The following is a 23,947-nucleotide window of genomic DNA, read 5'->3' as shown; positions in this document are numbered from 1 at the left end:
CCGGTCATCCCTCGGGTGTGCTCATCTCCTGACCGGCGCGCGCGAGGCGTCGGCTGAGCAGTACGGCGTACCCGACGACCGCCAGGGCGAGCAGCGACAGCATCAGTCTCGGTTGGTGCACCGTCGTGGTGATCACGCAGACCGAGACCACCCCGTAGGCGGCGATCGCCAACCGGGCGCCGCTCGGTCGGGTCCACAGCCAGTACAGGGCGAGCCCGCAGAGCGTCCAGATCACCATCGCGGCACCCAGCAGCAGCCGCAGCTCCAGCGGCAGCCGGTTGGCGTTGTCGTCGACCAGTCGGACGACCTGCCCGAGCGCCCAGCCGAGCAGCAGCAGCGCACCGCCGAGCGGAATGTGCAGGTAGCTGTACGCCTGCCCGCCACGGAGCCGCCGCTGGAGCAGGCGGGTGGTGACGAACGTGGTGTAGACCCACCAGACGGCCGCCGGGATCAGGAAGGCCAACGCGGCGGTGAGGATCATGTGTGGCGGGGGGTGGTCCGGCACGGCGAAGAGCAGGCTGGCCAGTGCGCTACCCAGCACGATGATGGTGAACTGGCCGATCCGCTCCGGCAGGTGCCGGTTGTCCACCGGCCAGCGGTTGAGCCAGCGCACCCCGACCCACGGTGTGGCCAGCTCGATCACCATCGCGACGATCCACAGCACCGGGCGCAGCTCGCTGGGCACGGTCAGCGACACCAGCCAGAGCAACCAGCCCGACCCGAAGCCGATCAGATAGACCGTCGTGACCATCCGGGCCATCGGGCTGGTGGGGCGGGCGCGCAGGTACAGCAGGAGCAGCACGCCCCGCACGATCAGGTACCCGACCGGCAGGAGCACGCTCTCCGGCACCTCGTCGACGCCGAGGGTCATCGCGCCCGCGCCGACCAACGCGACGAGCACCAGCACCCGGTGCAGCGCGTCGTCCGGGTCGAAGCGGGTGTCGTAGTAGACCTGCCCCATCCAGGCCCACTGGATCACCACGAAGAGCCCGATCACGGCCAGCACCGCCCTCGGCGACGGGCTGGGTTCGTCGCCCAGCCGGGCCACCACCGCCGCCAGCGCGTACACGAAGATGAGGTCGAGGAAGAGTTCCAACCAGGTGGCGTGCCGATGTCCGGCCTCGTCCGCACCCGGGGTCTGGTCGGGTAGCCCGACAAGGCCGGCCAGCCATCTCGGCAGGCGGGGAGCTTGGGTCCGTACCCGGCGCATCTGGTCATGGTCCCCGCGCGGACCCGGCTCGCGGGTCGGAACCGCCCAGCCGGCAGCGGCCGCCGCCACACCGGCGTCCCCCGGCCGGCGTGTCGTCGGTCCGGCAGGGCAGGATGTACGGGGAGGGGGTGGCGAATGGCTGGGCGGATCCGGGACGAGGACATCGCACTGGTCCGGGAACGCACCTCGATCGGGGATGTGATCTCCGAGACGGTCACCCTGAAGTCCGCCGGCGGCGGCAACCTCAAGGGCCTGTGCCCGTTCCACGACGAGAAGAGTCCGTCGTTCAACGTGTCTCCGGCCCGCAACGTCTGGTACTGCTTCGGCTGCGGGGCCGGCGGCGACGCGATCAAGTTCCTGATGGACGCCGACCACCTCAGCTTCGTGGAGTCCGTCGAGCGGCTGGCCGGCCGCGCCGGCATCCAACTGCGCTACGTCGAGGACGACAGGGGCACCCCCCGGCCCCGCCCGCAGCAGGGCCAACGGCAGCGCCTGGTCGCCGCGCACGCCGCCGCCGTCGAGTTCTACCGGGCTCAGCTCGGCACCGCCGGGGCCCGGCCGGCCCGGGAGTTCCTGGCCCGACGGGGCTTCGACCGGGCCGCCGCCGAGCGCTACGGCTGTGGCTTCGCGCCCGACGGCTGGGACCTGCTCACCAAGCACCTGCGCCAGCAGGGCTTCACCCACCAGGAGCTGGTCACCGCCGGGCTGTCCCGGGAGGCCCGCTCCGGCAGCCTGATCGACCGGTTCCGTCGGCGGCTGCTCTGGCCGATCCGCGACCTCGCCGGTGACGTGATCGGCTTCGGGGCGCGCAAGCTCTTCGACGACGACGACGGCCCGAAGTACCTGAACACCCCCGAGACGCCGATCTACAAGAAGTCGCACGTGCTGTACGGCATCGACCAGGCCAAACGGGAGATCGCCAAGCAGGGGCGGGCGGTGATCGTCGAGGGTTACACCGACGTGATGGCCTGTCACCTGGCCGGGGTGACCACGGCGGTGGCGACCTGCGGCACCGCGTTCGCCGCGGACCACATCTCGGTGCTGCGGCGGCTCCTGTTCGACAGCGACGAGGTGGCCGGCGAGATCATCTTCACCTTCGACGGCGACGCCGCCGGGCAGAAGGCCGCGCTGCGCGCCTTCGAGGACGATCAGCGTTTCGTCGGGCGTACCTTCATCGCAGTCAGCCCGGACAACATGGACCCGTGCGATCTGCGGCTGGCCAAGGGCGACCTGGCGGTGCGGGACCTGGTCGCCCGCCGCGAACCGCTCGTCGACTTCGCGCTGCGCCACGTGATCGGCCGCTTCGACCTGGACACCGTGGACGGCCGGGTCGAGGCGATGCGGCACGCCGCGCCGCTGGTCGCCCGCCTCAAGGACCGGGAGAAGCGCCCGGAGTACGTGCGCAAGCTCGCCATGGACCTCGGCATGGAGATCGAGCCGGTGCAGCGGGCGGTGCTCGCCGCCGGCAACACCGCGTCGCCCGGCCCCCGCGACGCCCCCGCCGCCCGACCCACCTCGGCCCGCCCCGAGCCGGCAGTGGACAGCCCACAGTCGATGGTCGAGCGGGAGGCGCTCAAACTCGCCCTCCAGCAGCCGGTCCTGGCCGGGCCGATGTTCGACGCGGTGGAGGCCACCGAATACCGCCACCCGGTGCACATCGCGGTGCGGACGGCCATCGCCGTGGCCGGTGGTGCCGGGTCGGCGACCGGCGGCGCGGTCTGGATCGAGTCGGTCCGCGACGCCTGCGACGATCTGGCGGCCGCGGCGCTGGTCGGTGAGTTGGCCGTCGAACCGCTGCGGATCGACGGCGAACCGGACCCGCGCTACGTGTCGATCACCATGGCCCGGGTGCAGTTCGGGTCGGTGACCGGCCGGATCCGGGACCTCAAGTCACGCATCCAACGGATCAACCCGGTCAACAACAAGGACGAGTACTTCGCCGCCTTCGGTGAGCTGCTCTCCCTGGAGCAGCACGCCCGGGCGCTGCGCGAGCAGGCTGCGGGGGGCCTCTAGATGGGACTGTTCAGCCGCAAGCCGAAGCTGCCGCCGGCCGACCGGCCGCCGCTGACCTCCGACGAACGGGTGTTGGCCTGGGCGGCCGTCGGCAACGGCGAGGGCGACGGGGTGGTGGTCGCCACCAACCTCGGGTTGTGGCTGCCCGGTCGGGGGCAGCGGCTCGGCTGGCACACCATCCTCAAGGCGGTCTGGTCCGGCCGGGAGTTGACCGTCACACCCGCCGAGCCCGTCGCCGAGCGCGACGGCTACACGGTGGTCGTCGACGGTCCGGCGGAGACGTACCTGCTGCTCGACCCGGGCGAGCTGCCGCACCAGGTGCGGGCCCGGGTGACCCGCTCGGTCGCGTACACCGAGCACCAGCCGGTGCCCGGCGGCGCGGCGCGGGTCGCGGCCCGACGCGTGGCCGGGGTCGACGGTCTGACCTGGACGGTCCGACTGGACCCCGGCACTGCGGCGGACGACGAGGCCCTTTTCACCGAGACCGACCGGCTGGTCGGCGTGGCCCGCGCCGCCACCGCGCCGGCCGACGACTGACCGGCCGGGTCAGCTCGCGCCGAGGTCGTTCAGCGCCTTCTCCGCGCCGCGGTGCAACGGCACCGGCAGCGTCCTGCGGGCCCTTTCCAGCGAGATCCCCTTGGCCGCCGGGTTGGCCTGGGCCAGCGCGTCGCGCTTGTCGAACACCGTCCGGGTGATCGCGCAGGCGACGTTGGCGTCCAGGTCCTTGCGGACCAACAGCACGTTGGGTACGACGATGGTCGGGGTGTCGGTCGCCGTGCGGTACGCGTCCCGCCCGATCGTGCCTTCCTGGTAGCCGGGGCTCAACGCGGCCATCTTCGGCAGCAACGGTGAGAGGTCGACGAACTTCACCGAGTCTCCGGCCGTGGTGAACAGGTCGGTGAGCCCTCCGGTGGGCAGACCGCCGGACCAGAAGAAGCCGTCGACGCTGCCGTCCTTGATCCCCTCGACCGTCTTAGTCAGGTCCAGTCGCTGGGCCCGGATGTCCTTCGCCGGGTCGAGGCCGGCGGCCTCCAGCAGCCGGTTGGCGATCACCTCGGTGCCGGACTTCGGTGAGCCGGTGGAGATCCGCTTGCCCCGCATGTCGGCCACCGAGGTGATCCCGGAGTCGTTGCGGACCACCACCTGGGTGTAGTTGTCGTAGATGCGGGCCAGCGCCTGCACCGGCTGCGGCGCGGAGAAGCTGCCCTTGCCCTCGACCGCGTTGACCGCCGTGTCGAACAGCGAGAACGCCACGTCGTACTGGCCGCCGACGAGCTGCTCGACGTTCTGCACCGACGCGCCGGTCTCGGCGGCGGTGCCGGTGAGCTTGCCGCCGGTCGCCCCCGACAACTGCCCGGCCAGGGCGTTGCCGACCACGTAGTAGACGCCTGTCGCGTTGCCGGTGGCGATGCCGACGCGGGTCTCCTTGGTCACCTCGCAGGTGACCTCACTGGCCGCGTCGTCGGTGGCCGCACCGCCCTGCTGACCTCCGCACCCTGCGGCGCCGACCGCGACGAGGGCGAGCACGCTCAGGCTCGCGGCGAGCCGTACGTCGATTCGTCTCACAGTTGTTCCTCCACAGGACTGGCTGGTGATCCGGACGATGGCCGACCGGCGGATCCGCGTCGGATGAACACACCCGTCGCCGCGACGGCGGCCAGCGCCGCGCCGACCGCGACCGGCACGGGTTCGAGCCACAGCAGTGTGACGCCGGCGAGGACGCCCAGCAGCCGTTCCGGGGCGCCGACCGGCCCCACCCCGGGCAGCCAACCACCGGCGGCGACGGCGAGCACGGCCACGCTGAGCGCGGTGACCACGGCGGCGAAGGCGATGCGCTGGACGCCACCGATGCCGAGCAGACCGAGCCCGGCCGGCGTGATGACGAAGGCGATCGGGGTCAGGTACGCCGGCAGCGCGTACCGCAGGGTCTGCCACATGGTGGGCACCAGCCGGCCGCCGGTGACCGCGGCGGCGGCCACCGCGGCGAGCGCGGTCGGTGGGGACACCTCGGACAGCACCGCGAAATAGAAGACGAACATCGCCGCGGCCGGCGCGGTGACGCCCAGGTCGAGCAGCGCCGGGCCGACGATCACCCAACCGATCACGAACGACGCGGTGACCGGCACGGCCAGACCCAGCAGGCTGAGCGCGACGGCGGCGAGCAGCGCGGTGAGCACCAGCACCAGCGTCGGGTCCGACGTGGCCGCCTTCGCCCCGCCGATCAGCAGCGCCGCCGCCTGCGGCCCGAGTCCGGTCTTCGTGGTCGTCGCCGTGATGATGCCGGCGGCGGCGCAGACGGCGGTGACGGCGAGGACGCCGCGTACGCCGGTGACGAGCGCTGTCACCAGCCTGCCCGGGGTGAGCCGGTGCGCGCGGTCCAGGAAGGAGAGCGCGACGGCCAGAACGGTGGCGAACACGACCGCCCTCGTCGCGGACATGCCCATCGCGAGGAACACGATGATGGCGATCAGCGAGGCGAAGTGGTAGCCGAACCGGCCCAGCAGACGCCAGGGCGAGCCGACGTCGACCACCACCGGGCGTACGCCGGAGCGGCGGGCGTCGATCTCCACGGCGAGCAGGATGCCGAGGTAGTAGAGCACCGTCGGCACTGTTGCCCAGCCCAGCACCTGAAGGTACGAGACGCCCAGGTACTCGGCGATGATGAACGCCGCCGCGCCCAGGGTCGGCGGGGAGAGGATGGCGCCCACCCCGGCCGCGGCCAACATGCCGCCGGCCCGCTCGGGCGGGTAGCCGGCGCGGCGCAGCAGCGGCCAGGTGACCGCGCCGATGCTCACCGTCGTCGCCGCCCCGGAGCCGGAGACGGTGCCGAGCAGGAAGCCGGAGGCCACAGCGGTCCGGCCGGCGGCGGTACGCGAGCGCCGGAACGCCGCGGCCGACAGGTCGACGAAGAACCGCCCGGCCCCGGACAGGTCCAGCACCGCGCCGTAGATGGTGAACAGCACGATGTACGAGGCGGCCACGTCGAGTGGCGTGCCGTAGAAGCCGCTGTCGGAGTTGTAGAACGCGTCGACCAGTTGACTGAAGTCCAGCCCGGCGTGCGCGACCGGCCAGGACTGCGGCAGCAACCCGCCGTAGTAGCCGTAGCCGAGGAACACCAGGCAGATGGCAGGCAGGATCCAACCGGTGGTCCGTCGACAGGCTTCGAGCAGCAGGAGCAGCAGGACGGTGCCCAGCACCAGATCCGTCGGCGACAGCAGACCCTGCCGGTCGAGGAATGCGTTGTAGCCGCCGCCACCGTCGCCGATCCGGATCGGCACGACGGGGTAGAGGCAGGCCGCGACGGCCAGGGCGACGAGCACCCAGTCGGTCACGGTGGGCCGCGTCGACGCGGGTCGCCGCCGGATGCGCAGGCGGGCCGGCAACCGCAGGTCGGCCGGGTAGGCGAGGAAGACCAGCGGAAGGACGCCGGCCAGGAAGATGATCAGGTAATACTTGCTGCCCTGCGACAGGGGCTGGAACACCTGCCACAGGGCGAGCGCGCCGACCGCCAGCGCCGCGGTGGTGAGGAGCAGCCCGGTCGGCCCGGAGAGCACCCGTCCCGGCTTCTCGTCCTCGAACTGGGCGGCCAGGTCCCGGGTCGCCTGCTCGGCGACGCCCGGCCCGGTCTGGTCGGGCACGCTCTGGTCGGACCTGGCCTGGTCGGGCCCGGTCTGGTCGGACCTGGCCTGGTCGGGCCCGGTCTGGTCGGGCTTGCTCTCGTCGGGCCTGGCCTGGTCGGGCCCGGTCTGGTTGCGCGTTGTCGCCGGGATGGTGGGGTGGGGCGGGTGGGCGTCGTCGGATTCGGCGGGTTCCGCCGGCCCGGCTTCCGGTCGTGGTCGGGGTGGCCCGCCGCCGGGGCGCGCCGAGGTCTGGTCGGCGGGCAAGTTGGCTGGTCGGGCAGGTGACGACGAACCATCGGGCGAGCTGATGGGCGGCACAGGGGGACGATACACGTCGATCAGCTGAGAGGTGGGGCATCGATCGGCGTTTCGCCGCCGACGGAACGGGCACCGGTGCTACCGGCTGGTGCGGACGGTATTCGCGTGGAGGTCTGTCGGACCCGGCGGTTAGTGTCGGGCGGTGACTTCGGGGCGACCACTGATTCAGGCTCGTGGGCTGGTGAAGCGGTTCGGCGATTTCACCGCCGTGGACGGCATCGATGTCGAGGTCCGCTCGGGTGAGGCGTTCGGCTTCCTCGGGCCCAACGGCGCGGGCAAGTCGTCCACCATGCGGATGGTCGGCTGCATCTCCCCGCCCAGCGGGGGCGAGCTGCGCATCCTCGACATGGATCCGGTGGCCGACGGGCCGGCGATCCGCGCGCGCCTCGGGGTGTGCCCGCAACTGGACAATCTCGACCCGGAGCTGACCGTCCGGGAAAATCTGACCGTCTACGCCCGCTACTTCGGCATATCCCGCCGGACGGCTCGGGAGCGGGCCGCCGAGCTGCTCGACTTCGTCCAGCTCACCGAGCGGGCCGACAGCAAGGTCGAGCCGCTGTCCGGTGGCATGAAACGTCGACTGACCATCGCCCGTGCGCTGGTCAACGACCCGGAGATCGTGCTGCTCGACGAGCCGACCACCGGGCTCGACCCGCAGGCCCGGCACCTGGTGTGGGAGCGGCTGTTCCGGCTCAAGCAGCAGGGCGTCACGCTGGTGCTCACCACGCACTACATGGACGAGGCCGAGCAGCTCTGTGACCGGCTGGTGGTGATGGACGGCGGGCGGATCGTCGCCGAGGGCTCGCCCCGGGCGCTGATCGAGCAGCACTCGACCCGCGAGGTGGTCGAGCTGCGCTTCGCCGCCGAGTCGCAGGAGCCCTTCGCCGGCAAGCTCGACGGGCTGGGGGAGCGGGTCGAGGTGTTGCCCGACCGGGTCCTGCTCTACGTGCCCGATGGTGACACGGCGGTCGCCAAGGTCGCCGCGTTGGGGCTCCAGCCGGCCAACGTGCTGGTCCGGCGCAGTGGCCTGGAGGATGTCTTCCTGCATCTGACCGGCCGCACCCTGGTCGACTGACCGGCCCCGCAGGGCCGCCGCCGGCGCGGCCGCGACATCTCCGGCCCGGACCGGCCCGGCCCGGCCCTTCGACGCTGCTCCAGCCAGGTCAGGAACGCCGGGGACCGCGAAGATCCACTCGGCTTCCTGAAAGTCGGGGTGACGCGGTGGGCCCGACAGCCCGACTTCCTGAAACCCGAGTCGATCAGATGGCCGCCCCCTTCCGATCGTTGGCAGCTCAGCAGCAACCGTTGCCGCGTGTCGCGCTGCTGAGCTGCCAACGATCACCGTTCAGCGGGCCCTGGCCCAGGTGAGGAACCGGTCGCGCAGCCGGTCGTGGTCGACCTGGCTGGCGAGGTCCCCGGCCGCCTCGTGGTGCACCGTGGCGAGGTAGATGAGCAGGTTGATCCGGTCCTCGCGGTATTCGCCGAGCAGCGCCAGACGGGCCGGCGAGCAGGGCCACGCCGCGCCGCAGACCCGGCAGCGCCAGGATGGCCGGGCCGCCACGTGCGGGCGGTACCGGGGCATCAGTGCCCGCCACCGTCATGAGTCGACCGGGTCAGTGGCACGGGGCAACCTCCATCGGGTGGGTGGGAGCGCCCCGGATCGGGGGGTCACGGGGCGCTCCCGGCCTGGTTCCGCCCGCCGTCCGATCCCGTGAGCGGTTCCGCTGCGTGACAGTCTGCTGAGAACCCGACTACGGTGGGAGGTTCCGCACGCCGACGACCAGCGCGTACGGCGGCCGGCCCGGCACGGTACGAGGATGTACGGGGGTTGTCCGTGGAGAGTTCGTCCATGCTGGAGCACTTCGCCGAGGAGCTGCGGCTGGCCCGGGCCGCCAGTGGCATGTCGCAGACGGCGCTGGCCGAGGCGTTGAGCTACTCCGGGGCGCTGGTCGCCAAGGTGGAGACGTCCGAGCGGCGGCCGAGTCTCGACTTCGCCCGCCGGTGTGACGCCGTGTTCTCAGCTGACGGACGGTTCGAACGCATCCAGCGGCGGATCAGCCGCGAGGCGGTGGTGCCGTGGTTCCGCGACTGGGCCGCCATCGAGCAGGAGACCACCGCACTGCGCTCGTTCGAGCCGCTCTACGTGCCGGGTCTGGTGCAGACCGAGGGTTACGCCCGCGCCATCCTGGCCGGTGCCGGGCTCTTCGCGCCGGACGAGGTCGAGCAGCAGGTGACCGCCCGGCTCGACCGACAGGGCATGCTCACCCGGGACCGGCCACCGCTGCTCAGCCTGGTCGTCGACGAGTACGCGCTGCGCCGCCACGTCGGCGGGGCGGAGGTGATGCGTGAGCAGTTGCGGCACCTCGTGAAGCTCGGCTCGGCCCTGCCCCGGGTCCGAATCCAGGTCGTGCCACTGTCGGCAGGTGCGTACGCTGGGCTCGATGGTCCCTTCGTGATCGCCACCACAGCCACCGGTGAGGACGTCGTCTACCTGGATGGGCAGCGCCACGGGCAGGTCATCGACCGCGCCGAGTACGTCCGGCAGATGGTCGAGGTGTGGGAGTCGATCCGGGGTGAGGCACTATCGCAGCAGCAGTCCCTCGACCTGATCGCGGAAGTGGCGGAGACATGGAGCTGACCGGCGCCCTGTGGCGCAAGAGCACCCGCAGCAACGGCAGCGGCGGCAACTGTGTGGAGGTTGCCGGCAATCTGCCCGGGTTGGTGGCCGTGCGTGACTCCAAGGACCCGACCGGCCCCGTGCTGCTCTTCCCGCCTGATGCGTGGCGCGCGTTCGTCGGGTCCGACCCCGTCCGCCGTTAGCTGGTGCGGTGACCACGAACGTTCACGGGGCTCAGTCTCCGGCTGCTCGGCCTAGGTCCACTCGGCTTTCAGGAAATCGGGGCATTGGGGCGGCTCTGACACCGCGACTTCCTGGAAACCGAGTCGATCAACGAGCGGAGCCAGGGCGACAGGGCGACCCGGTCAACGCGGCGAAACCCGGGCGACACGTCGGCGGGCCCGTCGTAGGGTGACCGGCGGTCTGTCGTACCCCAGGGGTAGACAGGTCGTGGTGGACGACGCGGTGGGCGGGGTGATCGGGTGAGTGTGGCGGGATCGGCGCGGTTCCCCTGGGTGCCGGCGTACGCGGTGTTCGAGCACTACCTGGTGGGTCTGCGACGCACCTGGCGGGCCGGGGTGTTCTCCTCGTTCCTGCTGCCGGTGCTGACCGTGCTCGGCTTCGGGGTGGGCGTCGGTGCCTACATCGACCAGGGCGTCGGCGGGGTGCGTTACCTCGACTGGCTGGTCCCCGGGCTGATCGCCTCGACCGCGCTCCAGGTGACCGTCGGTGACTCCACCTGGCCGGTGTTCAGCAACTTCCAGTGGGTCAAGACCTACTTCGCGCAGGGCGCGTCGCCGCTGCGGGTGGGTGACATCGTGGCCGGGCACCTGGCCTTCGTGCTGTTCCGGGTGCTTACCACCATCGCGGCGTTCCTGCTGGTCACCGGGGTTTTCGGGGCGTTGCGCTCGCCGTGGGCGGTGGCCACCCTACCGGTGGTGGCGTTGCTCGGGTTGGCCGTCGCCGCGCCGACCTTCGCGTACGCAGCGTCGGTGTCCGGCGACAGTTGGCTGGCGATGCTGTTCCGGTTCGCGGTCATTCCGATGACGCTCTTCGCCGGGGTGTTCTTCCCGGTCGAGTCGTTGCCCGACGCGCTGCGCTGGCTGGCGTACGTGACGCCGTTGTGGCACGCCGTGGACCTGTGTCGGGCGGCCACGCTCGGTGTCGCCCCGCAGTGGTCGATCGTCGGGCACCTGCTCTACCTGGCCGCCTGGGCGGTCGCCGGCTGGTTGCTGGCGGTGCGCGCGTTCCGCCGCAAGCTCGTCGTCTGAACAGCAATCCGAAGAGCGAGCAGAGAGGGTGTCGTGGTCACGCTGATCCTGCCCCGGCTGGTCGACGTCTCCGCCGCGTCCCGGCGGTCGGCGTCGGTGCTCGGGCGCAACGTCGCGGCGCTGAAGTCGGTCTACTGGCTGCTGCTGCTCTCCGGCTTCGTGGAGCCTCTGCTCTACCTGCTCTCCATCGGGGTGGGCGTCGGAGCGCTCGTCGGCGACCTGCCGCTGCCCGACGGGCGGCTGGTCTCGTACGCCGAGTTCGTGGCCCCGGCGATGCTCGCCTCGTCGGCGATGACCGGGGCGCTCGCGGAGACCACCTTCAACTTCTTCGGCAAGATGAAGTACATGAAGCTGTACGACGGGATGATCGCCACCCCGGTACGGCCGTTCGAGATCGCCGTGGGCGAGTTGGGTTGGGCGATGCTGCGGGGCAGCGCCTACTCGGCGGCGTTCCTCGGGGTGATGGTCGCCCTGGACCTGACCAGCGTCGCCCGCGCGCTGACCGCCCTCCCGGCCGCAGTGCTGGTCGGGTTCGCGTTCGGGGCGCTCGGCATGACGATCGCCACCCTGATGCGCAGCTGGCAGGATTTCGATCTGATGGGCTCCGCGCAGTTCACCCTCTTCCTCTTCTCCGGCACCTTCGTGCCGGCGCAGGCCTATCCGACGGTGCTGCACTGGCTCGTCGAGATCACCCCGCTGTACCGCTCGGTGCACCTGATCCGCGGGGTCACGCTGGGCAGCGGCGGCTGGCTCTGGCTGCTCGACGTGCTCTACCTGCTGGCGATGGTGGTGCTCGGCCTGCTGGTGGCTTCCCGGCGAATGGCCAGGTTGCTCTACACGTAGGGGTTATCCGCGCCCGTCGACGGGGCATGACCGGAGGTGACACCGCCGACCAGGAGGAGGGGCGATGGCCTCGGACGAGTCTTCCGCCCAGCGCGAGCGTGAGCGTGATCCCGCCACCACGCCCGTTGGCCCCGACGCGGGCCCGGACAGCCCCACCGACCTGCCCGGCAGTGGCTGGAAGGCGGCGTTCCGCCGGACGATCACCGAGTTCCAGGACGACAGCCTGACCGACTGGGCGGCGGCACTGACGTACTACGGGGTGCTGTCCATCTTCCCCGGCGTGCTGGTGCTGATCTCCCTGCTCGGCCTGCTCGGTGAAAGCGCCACCGAGGGCGTCAAGGACACCGTCGACCAGGCGGTGCCGAACGACAACATCCAGAAGATCATCGAGGGCGCGATCGACACCGCGAACCGCAACGGTGGCCTGGCCAGCATCGCCGCGGTCGTCGGTCTGGTGGCTGCGTTCTGGTCGGCCTCCGGTTACATCGGCGCGTTCATGCGCGCCTCCAACAGCATCTACGACGTGCCGGAGGGGCGACCGATCTGGAAGACGCTGCCGATCCGCCTCGGCGTGACGGCGGTGATCGGGGTGCTGCTGCTGGCCAGCGCGGTGATCGTGGTCTTCACCGGCCGCCTCGCCGAATCGGTCGGTGACGTGATCGGGGTCGGCTCGACGGCGGTGGCGGTGTGGGACGTCGCCAAGTGGCCGGTGCTGCTGATCCTGGTCAGCCTGATGTTCGCGATCCTCTACTGGGCGTCGCCCAACGCGCGGCACGGCGGCTTCCGCTGGGTCAGCCCGGGTGGGGTGCTGGCCGTGGTGATCTGGCTGGTGATCTCCGGCCTGTTCGCCTTCTACGTGAGCCGCTTCGGTTCGTACGACAAGACGTACGGGACGCTGGCCGGCGTGATCATCTTCCTGGTCTGGTTGTGGCTGAGCAACATCGCCATCCTGCTGGGGGCGGAGTTCGACGCGGAGTTGGAACGTGGTCGCGCGATCTCGGCCGGCCACCCGGTGGACGACGAGCCGTACGTCGAGCTGCGCGACGATCGCAAGCTCCGCAAGAAGCGCAACTCCGCCGGCCGCCGCTGACGACCCCGGCGCCAATCGCCCCGCCACCGAGGATCGGCTGGCGGGGCGATTGCATGCGCGTCGATGGAACTGGCGGCGAGGGTTCGCGGGCCGTCCGTGATCCTTTCCTTGATCGACTAGTAGCTTTTGTTCTTTCGGACAAAAGTTGGTCTCGGAACGGTTGAAGCTCTGGACAGGCGGCGCTGAACGCTCTTACTGTGTCGGACACAACACATCGGCATTGCGTCGATGTGAACGCTGCCAATGAAGAGGGGGCCTCCCCGGTGCGGACCATCGACCCCCTGCACGTGCGACTGTTGCGGTTGCTCCGCGACGAGGGGGCCGTGTCCCGCGCCGAGCTGGGCGACCGCCTCCAGATGCCGCGTCCGCGCATGCTGGCCGAGCTGGATCGCCTGGTGGCGCTGGGTTACGTCGCCGAGGCGGGGCTCGCCGCGTCCCGAGGTGGGCGACGTTCGACGCTCGTCGAGTTGAACCCGAAGCTGCGTTTCGCCGCCGTCGACCTGGGCGCCAGTTCGATGGACGTCGAGGTGGTCAACGGTCGCCTCGAACCGGTGGCGCACTACGCCGAGGCGGCGGACATCCGCAACGGCCCGAAGGTGACCCTGCAACGGGTCAACGAGCTGCTGCACAAGGCCCGGGTCGACGGCGCGTACGAACGACTGGACGCGGTGGGCATCGGCGTACCCGGCCCGGTGAGCTTCCGTGACGGCGTACCGGTCTCACCGCCGATCATGCCGGGCTGGGACCGGTTCCCGGTGCGTGAACTGCTCAGCCGGGAGCACGGCTGCCCGGCGGTCGTCGACAACGACGTCAACATCATGGCGATCGGCGAGCGGCACGGCGGTGTCGCCCACTCGGTGGACGACTTCCTCTTTGTGAAGATCGGCACCGGCGTCGGGTGCGGCATCTACCTCACCGGCGAGGTCTACCGGGGCACCGACGGCTGCGCCGGCGACATCGGCCACATCCAGGTCGACTCGCACGGTCCGATGTGCTCGTGCGGCAACGTCGGCTGCCTGGAGGCGCTGTTCAGCGGCGCCGCGTTGGCCAAGGACGCGGCAGCCGCCGCCCGCAGCGGCACGTCGCCGGCGCTCGCCGAGCGGCTGGCGCTGCGTGGTGTGGTGACCGCCCTGGACGTCGCCGAGGGCGCCGTCGAGGGCGACCTGACCTGCATCCAGTTGATCCGCGACGGCGGGCGGCGGGTCGGCGGCGTGCTCGCCGGCCTGGTCAGCTTCACCAACCCGTCGATGATCGTGATCGGCGGCGGGCTGGCCCAGCTGGGTCACATCCTGCTCGCCGAGATCCGCAGTGTGGTCTACCGCCGGTCACTGCCGCTGGCCACCGGCAACCTTCCCGTCGTCCTGTCCGAGCTGGGCGGCCGGGCCGGTGTCACCGGCGCGGCGGTGCTCGCGAGCGATGTCGCCTTCGGGGAAGCCGCATGAAGAGGTTCGAGGTTCCGTCGTGAGCGAGGAGGAGACTGTGGCCCTGCCCGAGGATGACCCCGCCACCGCGTCGGCCGAGGCCGTCGCCGAGGTGCCGCTGGTCGAGGCTCCCGCCGACACCGTCGCGGGCGAGGTGGTCCTGCGCCTCACCGATCTGGTCAAGACCTTCCCCGGCGTACGCGCGCTCGACGGCGTGCAGCTGGAGGTGCGTGCCGGCGAGGTGCACTGCCTGCTCGGGCAGAACGGCGCCGGCAAGTCCACCCTCATCAAGGTGCTCGCCGGGGTGCACCAACCGGATTCCGGGCAGGTGGAGTGGCGCGGTGAGCCGACCACGTTCGCCAACCCGCAGGCCGCCATGAAGGCCGGCATCGCCACGATCTACCAGGAGCTCGACCTGGTCGAGGACCTGTCGGTGGCGGAGAACGCCTTCCTCGGGCACGAGTACCGCCGCTTCGGGTTCGTCCGGCGCGGCCGGATGGCCCGGCACACCCGGCAGATCCTCAGCCGGCTCGGGCACGGTGAGATCCCGCCGGGGCGGATGGTCAGGTCCCTGCCGGCGGCGGGCAAGCAGATCGTCAGCATGGCCCGCGCGCTGTCGCACGAGGCCCGACTGATCATCATGGACGAGCCGAGCGCGGTGCTGGCCCACGACGAGGTCGGCAACCTGTTCCGGATCATCCGTGAGCTGACCGCGCAGGGCATCGCCGTCATCTACATCTCCCACCGCTTGGAGGAGATCCGCGAGATCGGCGACCGGGTCACCGTACTCAAGGACGGCCGGACCACGGCGGCGAACCTGCCGGCGCGCGACACCCCGACCCGCGACCTGGTGAGCCGGATGACCGGCCGCACCATCGAGTACGTCTTCCCGGACCGGCCGGCCGACGACCCGGCGGGTGCCGACCTGCTCCAGGTGGAGGGGTTGACCCGGGAGGGCGAGTTCGCCGACGTCTCGCTGAACGTGCGCGCCGGGGAGATCGTGGGCATCGCAGGGCTGGTCGGCTCCGGGCGTTCCGAGCTGCTGGAGACGATCTACGGTGCCCGCCTGCCGGAGGCCGGCACGGTGCGGATGGACGGGAAGGTCCTGCGTCCCGGCGTCGGCGCTGCGGTTCGCGCCGGCATGGGGATGGCCCCGGAGGAACGCAAGAGCCAGGCGTTGCTGCTCGGCGAGCCGATCTACCGCAACGTCACGCTGGCCACCTTCGGCCGGTACGCCCGGCTCGGCTTCACCAACGCGGCCAAGGAACGCGCCGAGGCGGACCGGATCGCCGAGACCCTGGAGCTGCGGCCCCGCGACGTCGACCGGCCGGTCCGCACCCTGTCCGGCGGCAACCAGCAGAAGGTGGTGGTGGGGCGGTGGCTGCTCGGCGGCACCAAACTGCTGCTTCTCGACGAGCCGACCCGGGGCGTGGACGTGGGCGCCCGGGCTGAGCTCTACCAGGTCATCCGGGCACTGGCCGCGCAGGGCGTCGGGGTGCTGCTGGTCTCCAGCGAGGTGCCCGAGGTGCTGGGTCTGGCCGACCGGGTGCTGGTGATGCGGGAAGGGCGGGTCGTCCGCGAAGCCGCGGCCGGCGAACTCGACGAGAACACTGTGCTTGACCTCGTGATGGCGGGGTCCTTGATGGAAGGCGCACCGGCATGAGCGACGCGACTCCCACTCCCACCGCGACACCGGAGCGCCCGCAGCTTCCGGCACAGTCGCCGCCGGTGGACCCGGCGGAGACCGCGGTGGCCAGCGACACAGCATCCTCCGGGGGGAAGCTCTCCTGGTGGCGGGGTGACGGCGGCGACGGCGCGAAGCGCAACCTCGGTCTGATCGGGGTGCTGGCCGCGCTCATCGTGGTCGGCGCGGTCACCAAGCCCGACCTGTACGGCGACCCGAACTGGGTCTGGAACAACGTGCTGGCCATCCTCCAGTTGGCCTCCGTCGTTGGCGTGGTCACGGTCGGGATGACCTTCGTGATCATCGGTGGTGGTATCGACCTGTCGGTCGGTGCGATCGTCGCGCTGGCCGGGGTCTGGTGCACCACTGTGGCCACCCAGAGCTACGGCGCCGGCGGCATGATCTTCACCGCCCTGGTGGTCGGCATCTGCGTCGGCCTCGTCAACGGTGTGCTCATCTCGTACGGCCGGCTGGTGCCCTTCATCGCGACGCTGGCGATGCTGGTGGCCGCGCGCGGGCTCGCCGCGTCGATCTCGAACAAGCAGACCCAGGTGTCGAGCAGCACCTTCATCAACGACATCGCGGCGCGCAAGGTGATCGGCATCCCGATCCTGGTCTACATCCTCGGCGCGGTCGTGCTGGCCGGGTGGGTGGTGCTCAACCGGACGACCTTCGGCCGGCGCACCATCGCCGTCGGCGGCAACCCGGAGGCGGCCCGGTTGGCCGGCATCAACGTCCGGCGGCACACCATGCTGCTCTACGCGCTCTCCGGTCTCTGCTGCGGCATCGCCGCCATCATGCTCACCTCGCAGGCGACCTCGGCGCAGGCGGCGATGGCCAACCTGTACGAGTTGGACGCGATCGCCGCGGCGATCATCGGTGGGACGTTGCTCAGCGGCGGCCGGGGCACGATCGTCGGCTCGCTGCTCGGCGTCATCATCTTCGCCACGATCACGAACCTCTTCGCCATCAACGGCCTCTCCATCGAGGCGCAGAACATGGTCAAGGGCGGCATCATCGTCGCCGCCGTCCTGGTCCAGCAGTTCCAGTTCAAGTCCGTCACTCGGCTCCTCGCGCGGAACAGGGTCACCACCGCAACCTGACGCACCGCACCCGTTGTCCTGGCGACGTCGAGATCTTCGACGGTGGCCGGGGCCCGCACACCCTCACAAAGTCAAATCCCGCTCCCAGGAGGTCATTCATGACCCAGCACAGTCGTGACCTGTCGCGCCGCCGGTTGCTCTTCGGTGGAGCCGCAGTGGGCGCTGCCACCCTTCTCACCGCGTGCACCAGCAACGAGACTCCGGCCGCCAGCACCCAGACCAAGGCCGCCGGGAACAGTGAAGGCAACAACGCCCCGGGCAAGAAGGTCGTCATCGGCTTCTCCGCCCCGGCCGCCGACCACGGCTGGATGGGCGCGATCCACGCCAACGCCAAGGCGCAGGCCGCGGCGTACTCGGACGTGGAGTTCAAGGAGGTCGACGGTGGCTCGAGCTCCGAGGCCCAGCGCTCCACGCTCGGCACGCTGATCGCCCAGAAGCCGGACATCATCGTCGTGCTGCCGCACGACGGCAAGGAGGTCAACGCCGTTGCCCTCCAGGCGATGCAGGCGGGCATCCCGATCGTCAACCTCGACCGGGTCTTCCCGGACGCACTGGCCTCGCGGCTGGTCATCAAGGGCGACAACTACGGCATGGGCGTCGCCGCCGGTCACTTCATCGGCAAGATGCTCAAGGACAAGGGTGTCACCAACCCGGTCATCGGTGAGATCGCCGGTCTGGAGATCCCGCTGACCGTCGAGCGCACCACTGGCTTCAACGCGGCCCTGGCGACCTACGGGTTCAAGGTGAGCAACCGCCGCTCGGCCGAGTTCACCTCGGACAGCGGCCAGCGCGAGGCGGCCCAGCTGCTCCAGGCGCTGCCGAAGATCGACGCTATCTGGAACCACGACGACGACCAGGGCATCGGTGTACTCGCGGCCATCAAGCAGGCCAACCGGTCGGAGTTCTTCATGGTCGGCGGCGCGGGCTCCAAGCTCGCGATCGACGCGATCAAGGCCGACAACAGCGTGCTGAAGGCCACCGTCACCTACAACCCGTCGATGGCCTCCTCGGCGATCTCGCTCGCGCGGCTCATCGCGCAGGGCCGGGGCCTGGGCGACCTGACGGAGCTGCAGGTGCCCAAGGAAGTGACCCTGGCCTCGGAGACGATCACCAAGGAGAACGCGAGCAGCTACGACAAGCTCGGGTTCTGACATACCGGGGGGAGACCCACCTTGTCCACGAACGACAAAGAACTGCGGGTCGGCATGGTCGGCTACGCGTTCATGGGCGCCGCGCACTCGCAGGCGTGGCGCACCGTGAACCGCGTGTTCGACCTGCCGGCGCGGGCCCGGATGGCGTTGATCTGCGGCCGAGACACAGCGAAGGTGGCCGACGCCGCCGACCGGCTCGGCTGGGACGCGTACACCACCGACTGGCGTGACCTGATCAACCGGGACGACATCGACGTCGTCGACATCTGCACCCCGGGCGACAGTCACGCCGAGATCGCTCTCGCCGCGTTGGCCGCCGGCAAGCACGTGCTGTGCGAAAAGCCGTTGGCCAACACGGTGGAGGAGGCACGGGCGATGACCGCCGCGGCGGACACCGCCCGGGCCGCCGGAGTGCGGTCGATGTGCGGGTTCAACTACCGCCGGGTCCCCGCGGTCACGATGATGCGCCAGTTGGTCGCCGACGGACGGCTCGGGGTGATTCGACACGTCCGTGCGACGTACCTGCAGGACTGGATCGTGGACCCGCAGTTCCCGCTGGTCTGGCGGTTGCAGAAGGACAGGGCGGGCTCCGGCGCGCTCGGGGACATCGGTGCGCACATCATCGACCTGACCCAGTACGTCACGGGTCAGCGGATCAGTGGTGTCAGCGCGGTCACCGAGACGTTCGTCAAGGAGCGGCCGTTGCCGGCCGAGTCGAGCGGCCTGGCGGCCACCGTGGACGGCGGCAGTGCGCCCACCGGGCCGGTCACCGTCGACGACGCCGCGGTCTTCGTGGCCCGACTCGACGGTGGCGCGTTGGCCACGTACGAGGCCAGCCGCTTCGCGACCGGCCGCAAGAACGGCCTGCGCGTCGAGATCAACGGATCGCTGGGGAGCGTGGTCTTCGACCTGGAGCGCCTCAACGAGCTGGAGTTCTACGACGCCACCCGACCGGCCGCCGAGCAGGGCTTCAGCCGCATCCTGGTGACCGAGGGCGAGCACCCGTACATGTCGGCGTGGTGGCCCCCGGGCCACATCATCGGCTACGAGCACTCGTTCACGCACGAGATGCGCGACTTCATCGAGGCGGTCGCCACCGGTGTCGACCCGACTCCCTCCTTCGCCGACGCGTTGCAGGTCCAGCTGGTGCTGGACGCGGTGACGCGCTCGGCGGAGCTCGGCTCCTCCTGGGCCGAGGTGGCGCCGACACTGACCGCGGCGGCCGTCTGACCTTTGACCATCCGCGACGGCGGTGAACGCGCCGCCGTCGCCCGACGGGCTTTCCGACGCCGACCGGCGAGGGACCAGCCACGGATTGCGCCCCGTGGCCGGGACAGAGGTCGGCGTCGGGGAGCGTGCAGCCGGGCCGTACGGCCCGGTGGCGCACGAGCAGGACGGTCGTCCGGTGTGACCGGACCGGGATTCCCCGGTCGCACCGGAGGACCGCCACCACCGGTGAGGATCCACAGGACCTGATGAGACCGTCCGCCGCTACCCCGAGCCCTGCCGTACCCGCCCGCCGGTTTCCGGCGGGTCGTGGTCCGGTCGGTGATCCGGTGGGCGCGGCGACCTGAGGCGCCCGGCCGGGGCACGCCAACGCCCCGACCGGCCGGATGCGGGGGAGGCAGGGTCGAGACGCCGACCCGACCCTGCCTACCAGCCCCGTCTGCTCGTACCTGCCGGGACCGGTCCGGCGTCGTCGCCGCCGACGCCGACGTCGGAGGCCGGTGTTGTTCCGGTGCGGGACGGGCGGACGGGGCCCATCCACCCCGGCTGTTCGGAAAACCGGGGCGTATCTTTCCGAAACATATTCTGATATTCCTATATTTAGCGGTACCGACGGTTCCTCGTGAACGGGGAAGGAGCACCATGCGAACAGGTGTCTGGCTGGTAGGAGCGCGCGGGTCCGTTGCGACCACCAGCATCGTCGGAGGGCTCGCCCTGCGGGCCGGCCTGGCCGGGCCGACCGGCTGCGTCACCGAGCTGCCCGAGCTGCGCGGCCCGGCCCTGCCGGCCTTCGCCGACCTCGTCTTCGGCGGGCACGACCTGGCCACCACCCCGCTGTGCAAGCGCGCCGAGGCCCTCGCTGACGCCGGTGTCATCCCCTGGCGCCTGGTCGCCGCGCTCCGCGACGAGCTGGGCGTGGTCGAGCAGGAGCTGCGCCCCGCACCGGTGGGCGACACCCAGGCCGACCGGGCCGCCGCCGTGGTCCGTGATCTCACCAACTTCCGGGAGCGGCACGAGCTGGACCGGGTGGTGGTGGTCAACGTCTCCGCCACCGAGCCGGCCCCTCGACCGCACCCCGGGCACGCCGACCCGGCCGCGCTGCGCGCCGCCCTCGACGGCCCGGACGAGGTGCTGCCGGTCAGCTCCCTCTACGGCTACGCGGCGCTGCTCGCCGGCTGCCCGTACGTCGACTTCACCCCGTCCACCGGGCTGCGGCTGCCGGCGCTCGCCGCGCTGGCCGAACAGGCCCGACTGCCGTACGCCGGGCACGACGGCAAGACCGGGGAGACCCTGGTCAAGTCGGTGCTCGCGCCGATGTTCGCGATGCGCAACCTGGCCGTGGGCTCCTGGTCCGGGGTCAACCTGCTCGGCGGCGGCGACGGCGCGACCCTCGCCGACCCGGCCGCGAACGCGGCGAAGGTGCAGAGCAAGCAGCGGGTGCTCGGTGAGACGTTGGGCTACGTCCCGCAGGGCGGCACCCGCATCGAGTACGTCGAGGAGCTGGGCGACTTCAAGACCGCCTGGGACCTGATCACCTTCAGCGGGTTCCTCGGCACCGGCATGCGGATGGAGTTCACCTGGCACGGCTGCGACTCGGCGCTGGCCGCGCCGCTGGTGCTCGACCTGGCCCGACTCACCGCCGCCGCGCACGCCGCCGGGCAGGTGGGACCGCTCGTCGACCTGGGCTTCTTCTTCAAGGACCCGCTGGGCGCACCCACCCACTCGCTCGGCGAACAGTGGGCCCGGTTGACCGCCTTCACCCGGCAACTGCACGGCGCGGACGGTGCCCATGACAACGTTGGCTGATCTTGCCGAGCTGGTCCGCGCTCCGGCGGCGCTCTCGGTCCCCGGTGACGTGATCGCCGGGGCCGCGGCGGCCGGCGCGTTGAGCCCGCGTACCCCGGCTCTGGCCGGCGCCTCGGTGTTGCTCTACTGGGCCGGCATGGCCGCCAACGACTGGGCCGACCGGCGTCTCGACGCCGAGGAACGGCCCGAGCGACCGATCCCCAGCGGGCGGGTCACCCCGGCCGCCGCGGTCGGTCTCGCGGCGGGCCTCACGGCCGCTGGCGTGGGCCTGGCCGCCGCCGTGGGCGGTCGCCGCGCCGCCGCGCTCGCCGTGCCGCTGGCCGCCACCATCTGGGGGTACGACCTGCTGGCCAAGAACACCGCCGCCGGCCCGGCCGTGATGGCCGCCTGCCGGGGCCTGGACGTGTTGCTCGGCGCGTCCGGCGGCCGGCTGACCCGGGCGTTGCCGGCGGCGGCGACGGTCGCCGCGCACACCTGGACGGTCACCGCGCTGTCCCGCCGGGAGGTCACCGGCGCCGACGCCACCCTGCCGATGCGCACCTTGGCCGGCACCGCGCTGGTCGCTGCCAGCGCCGCCGTCGCCGCGCCGGGGGCCCGCCGCGCCGCCGCCCGTACCGCTGAACAGGCCGGAGCCGCCGACCGGGCCGGAGTCACCGACCGGGCCGAGGCCGCCGGCGAGATCGCGGTGAACGCGGGTCGCAGCCGCGCGGCCGGGATCGCCGCGGTGCTGCCCGCCGTGCTGGCCGGCTGGTACGCCGCCCGGTACGGCGCGGCGCAGGCCCAGGTTGTCCGGGACCCGTCGGCCGGACGGGTCCGCGCCGCCGTCGGCGCCGGGATCACCGGGCTGCCGGCCCTCCAGGGGGCCCTCACCGCGCGCGGTGGAGCAGGTCTGCTCGGGGTGGCCGTCGCGGCGGCCGCGCCGCTGGGCCGACGGCTGGCCCGGAAGGTCTCCCCGACATGAGCGTCCCCGAGCCCCGACCGGGCGCGCCGGCCGTCGACGCCACCACGCTGCGCCTCGGGTACGGCACCAACGGTTTCGCCAACCACCGGCTCGACGACGCGCTCGCCGTCATCGCCGAGCTCGGCTACGACGGAGTGGCGCTCACCCTGGACCACGACCATCTGGACCCGTTCGCGCCCGGGCTCACCCGCCGGGTCGCCGCCGTCGGTCGCCGGCTGGAATCGCTGGGCCTGGCGGTGGTCATCGAGACCGGGGCCCGCTATCTGCTCGACCCGTGGCAGAAGCACGCCCCCACGTTGCTGCACGACGACCCGACCCGGCGCATCGAGTTCCTGCGGCGGGCCGTGCGGATCGGTGCCGACCTGGGCGCGGAGGCGGTCTCGTTCTGGGCCGGCGTCCGACCCGAGGCGGTGCCGCAGCAGTGCGCCTGGGACCGGCTGGTGGCCGGGTGCGCCACGGTGGTCGACGCGGCCGACGCCGCCGGCGTCACAGTCGGGTTCGAACCGGAGCCGGGCATGCTGGTGCAGGACATCGCCGACTGGCGTCGGCTGTACGACGCCCTCGGCAGCCCGGTCCGCTTCGGCATCACCCTCGACATCGGCCACTGCCGGTGCCTGGAGCCGTGGCCGGTGCCGCAGTGCGTCGCCGAGGTGGCCGATCACCTGGTCAACGTGCAGATCGACGACATGCGCCGGGGCGTGCACGAGCACCTGGAGTTCGGGGTCGGCGAGATCGACTTCCCGCCGGTGCTGGCCGCGCTGCGCGACGCCGGCTACCGCGGCCTGGTCGCCGTCGAACTGCCCCGCGACTCGCACGCCGCACCCGCCGTGGCCGCCCGGTCGATCGAGTTCCTGCGTGCCGCCGCGGCCACCGATCGCCACCCTGCCAGCCCCCTTTGCTCTGCACCCGCCGAGGCGACACCCACGGAAGAGGCCCCGGCGCATATGTAGGTGCAGAGCAAAGGGTGGTGGGGCGCCTGGAGCAGCAAGAGGGAGGAGACGGGATGACACCGGATTCACTACGGGCCGCGCTGGGAGGCGTACCCGATCCCGACTGGCTGGACACGGCGTTGCGCCGGGTCGCCACCGAGCCCACCGCGATCACCCGGCTCTTCCCCGCCGTCGGCCGACGCTGCGGTCGGGCCGCGCTGCCCGACGCCCCCGGCTGGACCGCCGACGACGCGGCCCGGGTGCTGCTGCTGACCAGCCTGCCCGGCGAGCACGCGGAGTACGCCGAGCGCCTCTACCAGCACGGTGACGCGGCCGAGCGACGAGCCGTGCTGCGGGCCCTGCCGCTGCTGCCGATCGGCGCCGCTGGCGTGCCGTTGCTGCACGACGCGATCCGGACCAACGACACCCGGCTGGTCGCCGCCGCGCTCGGCCCGTACGCCCGGCACCTCGACCCGGCCGCCTGGCGACAGGCGGTGCTCAAGTGCGTGTTCAGCGGCGTCCCGCTGGCCGCGGTGGCCGACCTGGACACCCGGGCCGACGGCGAACTGGCCGCGATGCTGGCCGCGCTCGCCGCCGAACGGCACGCCGCCGGCCGGGACCTGCCCGCCGACGCCACCGACCTGCTCCACCGGCTCACCGCCGCACTGCCCCGGGAGGCGTGA

Annotated in this window: 20 protein-coding genes and 1 pseudogene; 17 read left to right on the top strand and 4 right to left on the bottom strand. The window is 71.6% G+C overall.

Annotation, left to right across the window (positions count from 1 at the left end; translation table 11 throughout):
- Positions 1–4: 4 nt before the first annotated feature.
- On the bottom strand, positions 5–1,210 hold the full coding sequence (locus tag QSK15_RS19385) for a low temperature requirement protein A (protein ID WP_285795553.1): 1,206 nt from the start codon (positions 1,208–1,210) through the stop codon (positions 5–7).
- A gap of 113 nt (positions 1,211–1,323) precedes the next feature.
- Here QSK15_RS19385 and dnaG point away from each other — a divergent pair.
- Together dnaG and QSK15_RS19375 are read left to right on the top strand one after the other, a co-directional pair.
- Positions 1,324–3,223, top strand: a pseudogene (gene dnaG, locus QSK15_RS19380) (DNA primase).
- A complete protein-coding gene (locus tag QSK15_RS19375) occupies positions 3,224–3,760 on the top strand; it encodes a hypothetical protein (protein ID WP_285795552.1) in 537 nt (178 codons plus the stop codon).
- 9 nt (positions 3,761–3,769) lie between these two features.
- Here the strand turns inward: QSK15_RS19375 and QSK15_RS19370 are convergent, their stop codons facing one another.
- Together QSK15_RS19370 and QSK15_RS19365 are read right to left on the bottom strand one after the other, a co-directional pair.
- Complete coding sequence (locus QSK15_RS19370; RefSeq protein WP_285795551.1) at positions 3,770–4,789, bottom strand: TAXI family TRAP transporter solute-binding subunit; 1,020 nt, start codon at positions 4,787–4,789, stop codon at positions 3,770–3,772.
- Positions 4,786–7,107, bottom strand: a complete 2,322-nt coding sequence (locus QSK15_RS19365) for a TRAP transporter permease (RefSeq protein WP_502889628.1) — start codon at positions 7,105–7,107, stop codon at positions 4,786–4,788. The genes QSK15_RS19370 and QSK15_RS19365 overlap by 4 nt, the downstream gene beginning before the upstream one ends.
- 196 nt (positions 7,108–7,303) lie before the next feature.
- On the opposite strand from QSK15_RS19365, the gene QSK15_RS19360 reads away from it, so the two are divergent.
- Positions 7,304–8,236, top strand: a complete 933-nt coding sequence (locus QSK15_RS19360) for an ABC transporter ATP-binding protein (RefSeq protein ID WP_285795550.1) — start codon at positions 7,304–7,306, stop codon at positions 8,234–8,236.
- 270 nt (positions 8,237–8,506) lie between these two features.
- On the opposite strand, the gene QSK15_RS19355 is transcribed toward QSK15_RS19360, so the two are convergent.
- Complete coding sequence (locus QSK15_RS19355) at positions 8,507–8,743, bottom strand: flavin reductase (protein WP_285795549.1); 237 nt, start codon at positions 8,741–8,743, stop codon at positions 8,507–8,509.
- A gap of 267 nt (positions 8,744–9,010) precedes the next feature.
- On the opposite strand from QSK15_RS19355, the gene QSK15_RS19350 reads away from it, so the two are divergent.
- The 14 genes from QSK15_RS19350 (at position 9,011) to QSK15_RS19285 (ending at position 23,947) form a co-directional block, all read left to right on the top strand.
- Positions 9,011–9,799 (top strand): helix-turn-helix domain-containing protein, encoded by a 789-nt coding sequence (locus QSK15_RS19350; protein ID WP_285795548.1) that lies wholly within the window; start codon positions 9,011–9,013, stop codon positions 9,797–9,799.
- Positions 9,790–9,981 carry a DUF397 domain-containing protein gene (locus QSK15_RS19345; RefSeq protein WP_285795547.1) on the top strand — a complete coding sequence of 64 codons (192 nt, stop codon included), beginning with the start codon at positions 9,790–9,792 and terminating at the stop codon, positions 9,979–9,981. Before QSK15_RS19350 ends, QSK15_RS19345 begins: the two co-directional genes overlap by 10 nt.
- A gap of 279 nt (positions 9,982–10,260) precedes the next feature.
- The gene (locus QSK15_RS19340; RefSeq protein ID WP_285795546.1) at positions 10,261–11,049 is read left to right on the top strand and encodes an ABC transporter permease; all 789 of its coding nucleotides are present in this window, start codon (positions 10,261–10,263) and stop codon (positions 11,047–11,049) included.
- Positions 11,050–11,082: 33 nt separating this feature from the next.
- Positions 11,083–11,892, top strand: a complete 810-nt coding sequence (locus QSK15_RS19335) for an ABC transporter permease (RefSeq protein WP_285795545.1) — start codon at positions 11,083–11,085, stop codon at positions 11,890–11,892.
- A 64-nt stretch (positions 11,893–11,956) separates the two neighbouring features.
- Entirely contained in the window at positions 11,957–12,982 is a 1,026-nt protein-coding gene (locus QSK15_RS19330; RefSeq protein ID WP_285795544.1) for a YihY/virulence factor BrkB family protein, read from the top strand.
- Positions 12,983–13,245: 263 nt separating this feature from the next.
- Positions 13,246–14,424, top strand: coding sequence for an ROK family protein (locus tag QSK15_RS19325; RefSeq protein ID WP_285795543.1), 1,179 nt, complete (start codon positions 13,246–13,248; stop codon positions 14,422–14,424).
- Between the two features lie 133 nt (positions 14,425–14,557).
- A complete protein-coding gene (locus QSK15_RS19320) occupies positions 14,558–16,066 on the top strand; it encodes a sugar ABC transporter ATP-binding protein (RefSeq protein WP_285795661.1) in 1,509 nt (502 codons plus the stop codon).
- The gene (locus QSK15_RS19315) at positions 16,063–17,190 is read left to right on the top strand and encodes an ABC transporter permease (protein WP_285795542.1); all 1,128 of its coding nucleotides are present in this window, start codon (positions 16,063–16,065) and stop codon (positions 17,188–17,190) included. Before QSK15_RS19320 ends, QSK15_RS19315 begins: the two co-directional genes overlap by 4 nt.
- A 98-nt stretch (positions 17,191–17,288) precedes the next feature.
- Entirely contained in the window at positions 17,289–18,341 is a 1,053-nt protein-coding gene (locus QSK15_RS19310) for a substrate-binding domain-containing protein (protein WP_285795541.1), read from the top strand.
- A gap of 54 nt (positions 18,342–18,395) precedes the next feature.
- Entirely contained in the window at positions 18,396–19,571 is a 1,176-nt protein-coding gene (locus QSK15_RS19305) for a Gfo/Idh/MocA family protein (RefSeq protein ID WP_374224275.1), read from the top strand.
- Between the two features lie 639 nt (positions 19,572–20,210).
- A complete protein-coding gene (locus QSK15_RS19300) occupies positions 20,211–21,374 on the top strand; it encodes an inositol-3-phosphate synthase (RefSeq protein ID WP_285795540.1) in 1,164 nt (387 codons plus the stop codon).
- Positions 21,358–22,335, top strand: a complete 978-nt coding sequence (locus QSK15_RS19295) for an SCO3242 family prenyltransferase (RefSeq protein ID WP_285795539.1) — start codon at positions 21,358–21,360, stop codon at positions 22,333–22,335. The genes QSK15_RS19300 and QSK15_RS19295 overlap by 17 nt, the downstream gene beginning before the upstream one ends.
- On the top strand, positions 22,332–23,285 hold the full coding sequence (locus QSK15_RS19290; protein ID WP_285795538.1) for a sugar phosphate isomerase/epimerase family protein: 954 nt from the start codon (positions 22,332–22,334) through the stop codon (positions 23,283–23,285). Before QSK15_RS19295 ends, QSK15_RS19290 begins: the two co-directional genes overlap by 4 nt.
- A gap of 53 nt (positions 23,286–23,338) precedes the next feature.
- Positions 23,339–23,947 (top strand): EboA domain-containing protein, encoded by a 609-nt coding sequence (locus QSK15_RS19285; protein ID WP_285795537.1) that lies wholly within the window; start codon positions 23,339–23,341, stop codon positions 23,945–23,947.

Origin of the sequence: Micromonospora sp. NBRC 107095 (assembly GCF_030269705.1) — a bacterium.
Lineage (GTDB): Bacteria > Actinomycetota > Actinomycetes > Mycobacteriales > Micromonosporaceae > Micromonospora > Micromonospora parva.
The sequence above is the reverse complement of the archived record's forward strand: the minus strand, read 5'-3'. Positions and strand labels throughout refer to the sequence as shown.

Excerpts from the sequence above, each read along its gene's own strand:
- QSK15_RS19315 (WP_285795542.1), top strand. The coding sequence starts at position 16,063 with ATGAGCGACGCGACTCCCACTCCCACCGCGACACCGGAGCGCCCGCAG.
- QSK15_RS19355 (WP_285795549.1), bottom strand. The coding sequence starts at position 8,743 with ATGCCCCGGTACCGCCCGCACGTGGCGGCCCGGCCATCCTGGCGCTGC.
- QSK15_RS19385 (WP_285795553.1), bottom strand. The coding sequence starts at position 1,210 with ATGCGCCGGGTACGGACCCAAGCTCCCCGCCTGCCGAGATGGCTGGCC.
- QSK15_RS19300 (WP_285795540.1), top strand. The coding sequence starts at position 20,211 with ATGCGAACAGGTGTCTGGCTGGTAGGAGCGCGCGGGTCCGTTGCGACC.
- QSK15_RS19350 (WP_285795548.1), top strand. The coding sequence starts at position 9,011 with ATGCTGGAGCACTTCGCCGAGGAGCTGCGGCTGGCCCGGGCCGCCAGT.
- QSK15_RS19330 (WP_285795544.1), top strand. The coding sequence starts at position 11,957 with ATGGCCTCGGACGAGTCTTCCGCCCAGCGCGAGCGTGAGCGTGATCCC.
- QSK15_RS19290 (WP_285795538.1), top strand. The coding sequence starts at position 22,332 with ATGAGCGTCCCCGAGCCCCGACCGGGCGCGCCGGCCGTCGACGCCACC.
- QSK15_RS19375 (WP_285795552.1), top strand. The coding sequence starts at position 3,224 with ATGGGACTGTTCAGCCGCAAGCCGAAGCTGCCGCCGGCCGACCGGCCG.
- QSK15_RS19295 (WP_285795539.1), top strand. The coding sequence starts at position 21,358 with ATGACAACGTTGGCTGATCTTGCCGAGCTGGTCCGCGCTCCGGCGGCG.
- QSK15_RS19310 (WP_285795541.1), top strand. The coding sequence starts at position 17,289 with ATGACCCAGCACAGTCGTGACCTGTCGCGCCGCCGGTTGCTCTTCGGT.
- QSK15_RS19285 (WP_285795537.1), top strand. The coding sequence starts at position 23,339 with ATGACACCGGATTCACTACGGGCCGCGCTGGGAGGCGTACCCGATCCC.
- QSK15_RS19345 (WP_285795547.1), top strand. The coding sequence starts at position 9,790 with ATGGAGCTGACCGGCGCCCTGTGGCGCAAGAGCACCCGCAGCAACGGC.
- QSK15_RS19305 (WP_374224275.1), top strand. The coding sequence starts at position 18,396 with ATGGTCGGCTACGCGTTCATGGGCGCCGCGCACTCGCAGGCGTGGCGC.